Source organism: bacterium (assembly GCA_040756715.1).
In the GTDB taxonomy this organism is placed as follows: domain Bacteria; phylum UBA9089; class UBA9088; order UBA9088; family UBA9088; genus JBFLYE01.
In genome coordinates, this window is record JBFLYE010000029.1 from 1 (window position 1) to 6838 (window position 6838).

Annotated in this window: 9 protein-coding genes; all 9 read right to left on the reverse strand. The window is 41.1% G+C overall.

Annotation, left to right across the window (positions count from 1 at the left end; genetic code table 11):
* Window positions 1-121 precede the first annotated feature (121 nt).
* The 9 genes from AB1397_00890 to AB1397_00930 all read right to left on the reverse strand — a co-directional run bounded on the left by AB1397_00890 (window position 122) and on the right by AB1397_00930 (window position 6652).
* Window positions 122-424 (reverse strand): hypothetical protein, encoded by a 303-nt coding sequence (locus AB1397_00890; GenBank protein MEW6481560.1) that lies wholly within the window; start codon window positions 422-424, stop codon window positions 122-124.
* A gap of 4 nt (window positions 425-428) precedes the next feature.
* Window positions 429-1067, reverse strand: coding sequence for a class I SAM-dependent methyltransferase (locus AB1397_00895; GenBank protein ID MEW6481561.1), 639 nt, complete (start codon window positions 1065-1067; stop codon window positions 429-431).
* Window positions 1068-1191: 124 nt separating this feature from the next.
* The gene (locus tag AB1397_00900) at window positions 1192-1743 is read right to left on the reverse strand and encodes a hypothetical protein (protein ID MEW6481562.1); all 552 of its coding nucleotides are present in this window, start codon (window positions 1741-1743) and stop codon (window positions 1192-1194) included.
* Window positions 1744-2098: 355 nt separating this feature from the next.
* Complete coding sequence (locus AB1397_00905) at window positions 2099-2305, reverse strand: hypothetical protein (protein ID MEW6481563.1); 207 nt, start codon at window positions 2303-2305, stop codon at window positions 2099-2101.
* A 132-nt stretch (window positions 2306-2437) separates the two neighbouring features.
* The gene (locus AB1397_00910) at window positions 2438-2740 is read right to left on the reverse strand and encodes a DUF4198 domain-containing protein (GenBank protein MEW6481564.1); all 303 of its coding nucleotides are present in this window, start codon (window positions 2738-2740) and stop codon (window positions 2438-2440) included.
* A 27-nt stretch (window positions 2741-2767) separates the two neighbouring features.
* On the reverse strand, window positions 2768-5434 hold the full coding sequence (gene feoB / locus AB1397_00915; GenBank protein MEW6481565.1) for a ferrous iron transport protein B: 2667 nt from the start codon (window positions 5432-5434) through the stop codon (window positions 2768-2770).
* Complete coding sequence (locus AB1397_00920) at window positions 5431-5607, reverse strand: FeoA domain-containing protein (GenBank protein ID MEW6481566.1); 177 nt, start codon at window positions 5605-5607, stop codon at window positions 5431-5433. Before AB1397_00920 ends, feoB begins: the two co-directional genes overlap by 4 nt.
* A gap of 44 nt (window positions 5608-5651) precedes the next feature.
* Complete coding sequence (locus AB1397_00925; GenBank protein MEW6481567.1) at window positions 5652-6050, reverse strand: FeoA family protein; 399 nt, start codon at window positions 6048-6050, stop codon at window positions 5652-5654.
* A 155-nt stretch (window positions 6051-6205) separates the two neighbouring features.
* Window positions 6206-6652 carry a Fur family transcriptional regulator gene (locus tag AB1397_00930; GenBank protein MEW6481568.1) on the reverse strand — a complete coding sequence of 149 codons (447 nt, stop codon included), beginning with the start codon at window positions 6650-6652 and terminating at the stop codon, window positions 6206-6208.
* Window positions 6653-6838: the final 186 nt, after the last annotated feature.

A 6838-nucleotide genomic window follows, 5' to 3' on the forward strand; every position in this document is an offset into this window, starting at 1 on the left:
TAAAACTTAAACCTTCAATTCAAAATTCAAAATTTAGAATTCAAAATTTCTTAAAAGGTGGATGAATTTTTAAACAGATAAACACAACCCTATCTATTTTTGCACTAAGTAATGGAAGATACTATAAAACTATTCCTGGAGCAAAAAACACTATCCATGATGCATAAATAGGATGTCGGATGAAAGAATAGATCCCTGTTGTACATAATCTTCCCTCATAAAAATATTTGCCAATTGTGAGTGCAGGAATCAAAAAGATAGGGATTCCTATAATGATAAGGGTTATACCCAGGATAATATTTACAGCCTTAGATATTATCTCAAATGTGAGTGAAGGAAGATAAATGAGATGTACAATAAGAATTATGATTCCATAAGTAACCGATATCATTGTAAATTTAGGTCCTATTCCCCATCTGGTCATTTCCTTATCCTCCTTTTCTCATTATCGCATGGCAATGACTCATGGGTATCCGCTCTTTCTTGTAGCTTAAAAACAAGAATCCCAACTTTTTCAAACAATCCCTGAATTCTTTCTCTTGAAGAAGGATGTATGGGGCATGACCAAAAAACCTTTTTGAAACTTGGAAATTGATCTTCCAAATCATATTCTCTAAGAAAAATTCCTCAAATGAGAAATACCCTTCAGGCTTCAATACTCTGTAGACCTCAGAGATGGCCTTCTGCCAATCCTTGATATGATGGAATACCCCAAAGGAGAATACACAATCAAAGCAGTGATCAGGAAATTCCATATTTGAGGCATCGCCTACCCTAAGGTCAATATTGTCCTTTCTAATATCCTTTGCCCATCTTGGGGGATTACTATAATATTCTTTTGCTTGCTCTATCATCTCTGGGTCACAATCTATCCCCACCACCTTCTTGCATTTGAAGTGTTGGTTTATAAGCAAAAGACCCACTCCTCTTCCACAGCCTATCTCAAGGCATACCAGTTCCTTAGGAAGATTAAGCCCCTCAAACATAATTGGGCATTCAACCTTCCTTTGAATCCAAACCCTTATGGGGTTATTCATAAATATCTTTTCGATCTTGTGGAGTTTCATTGGTTAACTCCAGTGCTAAAACTCTATGGCCAAGCAGGGCATTCATTATCACATACAGAATTTACTCTGCGATTACTCATTATTTTTATAACTCCTGGTCTATTTTTTCTTTTTTGCCCTGTATTCATATTTCTATGAAATAAATCAACACCCCTAAAGCAATCAATATTATTCCTGTGATAAGTTTTTCATGACGCTCTAAGAAATGCCATTTTATTTTCTCTATTCCTTTTAAACCCAAATTTACCATTAAAACCATCCCCAGTATAGTCACAATAAGATAGATGGCGGAAACCATGGCAATGCCGAACCAGCCTTTGGCTCCTGCTACAAAAAAGTAGGAGCCAATTGGAACGCATGGCGAAAAAAGTGCTGTAGCCAGAGGTAATATGATGGCCAGTTTTGATTTCTTCGCAAGTGCATTGATTTTTATAGCATTTTGATGATGGTGCTGCCCCGTGCCTCTAAAACCCAGATACGCGTAAATAACCCCTATCGCAACCAGAATTAAAGGAGCCGCAATCCTCATTACAAATTCATTAGAAGAAGAAAGTTTGTAGCCGATTATGCCGATGATAATTCCGATCAGGATAGTGCTGATTATATGAGGAATCGCTATGATCCCTGTAATCCATGATGTCTCTATCCTTGACCATTTCTCTGTTCTTGAAATCATAATCAGAGGAATCCAATGGTCAGGTATTATGGCATGAACCATGCTTAAAGCTAAAGCTCCAATAAAAACTTGTATCATATCCATTTTTAGTTTTTATTTTACATTAATTTAGATGCTCCACTTGTATGGTCACTTATTTTTTCATAAGCATCACCCCCTCTCTTGATTTTGAAATCTTTTTCTCTCTTGGGTTATTCATAAAGCTCTTTTCAAAATTATGAAGCTTCATTGCTGAATCCCTAGAAGCCACACTACTAAAACTCTATGGCTAATTTGGCGCGGCATAGTCTGTTTCGCTCTCACCTTCCTCTGGTTTGCTGCTGCCAATCTTACAAACTTTTAGTGCCCTGAGATTCTACCCTTCATGTTCGCTCTCAATATGGCCCACATGTGCCAAGAGATCATCCACATGGCCAGTAAGATCCCTTACATGGCCGACCATATCCTGATAGGCCTTGCAATCCTTATGTTCACCCAAGTCCCTTTCCATATGCTCTAAATCATCGTGGATATGATCCAAGTCCTTCTTCACATGCAGGACATCCTCTTTTAATAACCCCATTGTTTGCCTCCTTTTTAGAATTCTATGGCCAATTATTGACCTCTGCCCATAAGGGAGCAGCAGTCAACCAGGTTATTATGCTCAATGTAATCAATCTCTTCATCAATTATCCTCCTTCATGTTAATCAGAGGCTATTCTATCTCAATAGCCTCAATCCAGAGGACGGCGTCCTCTGAGAGCTCTTTGCCTTTGTAGGTCTTTTCTCCACCAGCACCTAAGGCGGCAAAACCCCAGTATCCTGCCTTTGGTGGGACAAAGGAGAATTCACCATCCTTGTTGGCCAGTATCACCGCAGCACCATGGCCTTCTTTGGCTATCTTGGGTTTCCCGGTGAACTTGTTGCCTTTCATATCAACCTCATAGTTGATATACTCAACCTCTATTTCTACATTGGGCACAGGGTTTCCTTTACCCTCACTGCAATCAAGATTCATTCGCAATAAACAAGTAAAAAAATAAGATTAACCCATCGGTTTTCTTTTAATAAAACCCATCACTACCATAACCGCTATGGCCAAGATATAAAAGTAAATTGAAGCCTGAAGGCCTGAAAGGCCCAGGAGAGTGCCTCCGGAGAATAGAATGACTGCTATTATAAACCCTAAGATAACAGGGTAGATGGCTGCAAAGAGCATCCAGCTCATCCCAGCCTCTAACTTGATCATAATCAGTGTGGGGATGCAGGGAGGATACATCGCCATAAAGAACATCAGAGAGGCGGCATGAAGTGGTGTCCAGCCCTTCTCTTTTTCTTTTATCCTCTCCTCAAGCCTTTCCCTCCTTGCCTCTGGTGCGGGCTCATAGATACTTCCCAGGGTTGCTACGCTACTCTCCTTGGCGGCAAAGGAGCTTAATAAAGCAATATTTACCCTCCAGTTGAACCCTGCAAACTTGGTGACTGGCTCTATAAACTTACCTGCTCTTCCCAGATAGCTTGAGGCGATTACCTCCTCCTTTCTCTCTCCTCTTAAGGCCTTCCTCTCTTTTTCCAGCTTCCCGTATGCCTTATAAACCATTTTTGCCTCAGAATCTATAAGCTCATCCTTCTCAAGGATAACATCTCCTGTCCTTACCAGAGAAAAGTATTTATGGTTTATCCGATCCCATTTTTGATAAAATGCCACCTTAAGCCTCTTTCTATTTTCTTTGCTCAATCGGGCATAGGTAGCCAAAAACCTTTCCTTATCCTTTTTATAGGCAAAAAACCATGCCTTGAACCTCTCTGGGTTGGTTATCTTTATCTTTCCCTTATTGACTATCTTTGCAAATTCGGGATTTTTCTCCAAAAAGCTTTGGTTTACCTTCTCCATCTTTCCTTTGGCTGCTATCTTTGCCTTCTTATAATCCCCAAGATACCTGACAAACTCCATCAATCCATGGCCGGCCAAAACCCTGGCATATGGATTATCCCTCCCAATCTCATCAAAGAAGGAAGCAATTAGTTGATTGGCCTGGTTGGTGTAATCTGCCTTCCTTTCTGGATTCAATGAAGGAAAGGAGACAAGCAGATAGACAAGAACCATCACTGCAATGACAATGGTCATAACCTTCCTCACAAAGAGCCAGGTTCGCTCTACAGAACGGCGCAAGACATTGCCAATCGTAGGCAGATGATAGGTGGGCATCTCTAAGACAAAGGGTGCAGTCTCTTTTTTTCTAAGTATGGTAAGGGATAGGAGCTTAGCCACAGATAGGGCTATGATGATGGTGATCGTAGCAATAAGGAACATATAAAGACCCTTTTGGCCAGCAAAGAATATTCCTATAAGGAGGACATATAGAGGAATCTTGGCCAGGCAGTTCATAAGAGGGACAACTAATATGGTTGCCAGTCGGGCCCTTTCATCCTTTATACCGCGGCAGGCCATACATCCGGGTATAGCACATCCACCTACATATAGCCCACCTAAGACCAAAGGGAGGATAGACTGTCCGTGCAGGCCAAAATTCCTAAAGATTCTATCTAAGATAAATGCCATCCGGGCTATATAGCCTGTATCCTCCAAGATGGCTATAAGGGCAAAGAGGATCAGGAAGATGGGTATGTAGTTCAGGACTGCTATGATCCCATCGAACACCCCCAATGGCATTGACCTAAGAAAGGGGTCAAAGACAAATCCCTCATAGGGGAGGGCTGAGGCTATAAGGTCTCTAAAATATGCCAATAGAGGCCAGGTATAGTTGGTCAGTTCATATCCCTTAACTATGGCCAGTTCATACAATAGATAGATGGTTGCAGCCAGAATGATTGGGCCAAGGAATCTATTGCAGACAATCTGGTCAATCCTATCTGTCAGTCTCCTTTCAGATACCCCTTCATAGGTAATACAATCTGCTACAATCTCTTCTGCCTTCTGATAGCGTATCTGGGCAATAGCCTTCTCTGGCTCTTTTTTGTGGTACGATACAAACTGCTTTCTCTCATCTTCAATCCTCATCAAGATAGTATCTGCATGCTTGGCATGTTCGGAAACTACCTTCTTTGCCTCTGAATCACCCTCCACAAGCTTTACTGCCAGCCATCTTGTAGGATACCGGCTTTCTTTAATCCCTGAGTCTTTTTGCAACTGGCTTTCTATCTGGGCAATCCCTGGTTCTAACTCTCCATAGTTTAACAAGATGGAAGATTTCTTCTCTTTGGCAGAGGTATATATAGCCTCTTTAAGAGGCTTCTTTCCCTTTCCTCTATTTCCAACTGTAGAGACGACAGTCGCTCCTATCCTCTCAGAAAGCCTTCTTACATTGATCTTAAAACCCCTTCTCTCTACCACATCCATCATATTCAAATCAATAACTAAGGGTATACCCATCTCGGCCAACTGGAAGACCAGATAGAGGCTGCGCTCTAAGTTGGAGGCGTCTACTACATCAACTATAAGATCAGGGGCTTCATGGAGAAGAAAATCCCTTGCCACCCTCTCCTCTAAGCTGTAAGATGTGAGGCTATAGGTGCCTGGAAGGTCAACTATCTCTATTCTGTCTTGCCCAAATCTATATTCGCCTGTCTTCTTCTCTATGGTTACCCCTGGATAGTTGGCCACATGCTGCCTTGCTCCAGTAAGCAGATTGAAGATGGTAGATTTGCCTGAATTGGGCTGGCCGGCACAGGCTACTAATATCTTTTTCATAACAGAGTTACCTCCACACCACTTGCCTCAGAATGGCGTATACTTACATGATTCCCTCTTATCAAAAGGTCGACTGGGTCCACTAAAGGTGCATTGCGGATAACCTTCACCTTTGTTCCAGGAATAAACCCCATATCGGAAAATCGCTGTCCTGTGGCGCCTTCTAAATGCACTTCTATAATTCTGCATTCCTGACCAGGTCTTAGCTCATTTAACCTCATCTTTTCCTCCCATTAAAAAGAGAGCCAATTGACCACCCCCTTCTGTATCTGTGTGGACCTCGTCTGGCAAATAATGGGATAACCATAATCTTCCTGGCCATGTTAAAACCGACCATCAAACGGGTCTCCTTGATAGCCAACAATAGAGGTCCACCCCTACTCACATTAAGCACCTCCACAATTGAGCCTATCCCAAGACCCATATTGATCAGGCGATCTCCATGCTCTCTCTCAATATGGGCTACATGTCGCAGAAGATCATGGATCTGGCTGTGTAGACCCTCTATATGGGTGATCATCTCCTGATGGATTGAACGATCTATCTGCTCGCCTATCTCTTCTCTCATATTCTGCAAATCATTATGTATATGCTCTAAGTCCTTCTTTATATACAAAAGATCTTCCCTGATATCCCTGTCGATATCTAAGGATACAATTTTGGCCTTTGTATATGGTGCAATCATGGTCAACGGTACAGGTCTTAACTCATCCATTTTTCTAATACCTTATTTAATTGAGACGCAATTGCAATTATGTTTTAAAAAAATTCTCACCTCCTCTCTTTAGAACTCCCAGAGCACGCCTTACAATACCCTCTAATGCCTAACCTATGTTCTACAGGGTTAAATCCATATCTTTTGCAAATTTCATCTTGCAATCTTTCAATCTGCTCATCTTTAAATTCAATGATCTTACCACATCCTATACAGAGCAGGTGGTCATGATGGTCATGTCCAAAGGTATGTTCATAACTCGCCCTACCCTGGCAACGAAATGCCTCTTTAACCAGATTACTTTCAACTAATAAAGGAAGGGTTCTATAGATAGTAGCCCTTGAGATACGTTCGTCTCGCTTACGCAAACGATCATAAAGCTCGTCTACATCAAAATGTTTATGGGTAGAGAACACCTCCTCCAAAACAACCTCTCTTTCAGGGGTAAACTTCAACCCCTTTTGTCTCAAATAGTCTTTAAATATCTTTTCTTTGGTCATCATTTTATCACCAATTGCAATTAAAAATCAATTTCAATTATCATTATAACCACAATTTATCTTTTTGTCAAGTCATTTTCGCCAAAAATTTTCTCTCCATATCAAAACCTCAAGTAATTGCCCCATAATACATATATTATCCTAAGTTTTGTAGTGCCGACTATCAAAAAATCCCTTGACATATTTGGA